Below are 270 nucleotides of genomic sequence, written 5' to 3'. Positions count from 1 at the left end.
CAATGAAAACTCGCGACTCGCAATCAAGTGACGTGATTATCATTGGCGGCGGCGCAACGGGAGCCGGGATTGCCCGCGACTGTGCCCTGCGCGGGCTGCGCGTGATTTTGGTTGAGCGCCACGACATCGCAACCGGTGCCACCGGGCGTAACCACGGCCTGCTGCACAGCGGTGCGCGCTATGCGGTAACCGATGCGGAATCGGCCCGCGAATGCATTAGTGAAAACCAGATCCTGAAACGCATTGCACGTCACTGCGTTGAACCAACCA

The 270-nt window shown here is 60.4% G+C and carries 1 protein-coding gene; it reads left to right on the top strand.

Annotated features, from left to right (window positions below; all coding sequences use genetic code 11):
• On the top strand, positions 1–270 hold a 270-nt coding region (locus SB756_RS30405), incomplete at both ends, for an FAD-dependent oxidoreductase (protein WP_410913283.1).

This window comes from Pseudomonas sp. SIMBA_068 (assembly GCF_046534705.1).
Classification (GTDB): domain Bacteria; phylum Pseudomonadota; class Gammaproteobacteria; order Pseudomonadales; family Pseudomonadaceae; genus Aquipseudomonas; species Aquipseudomonas putida.
This window is presented reverse-complemented; position numbering and strand designations above follow the sequence as displayed.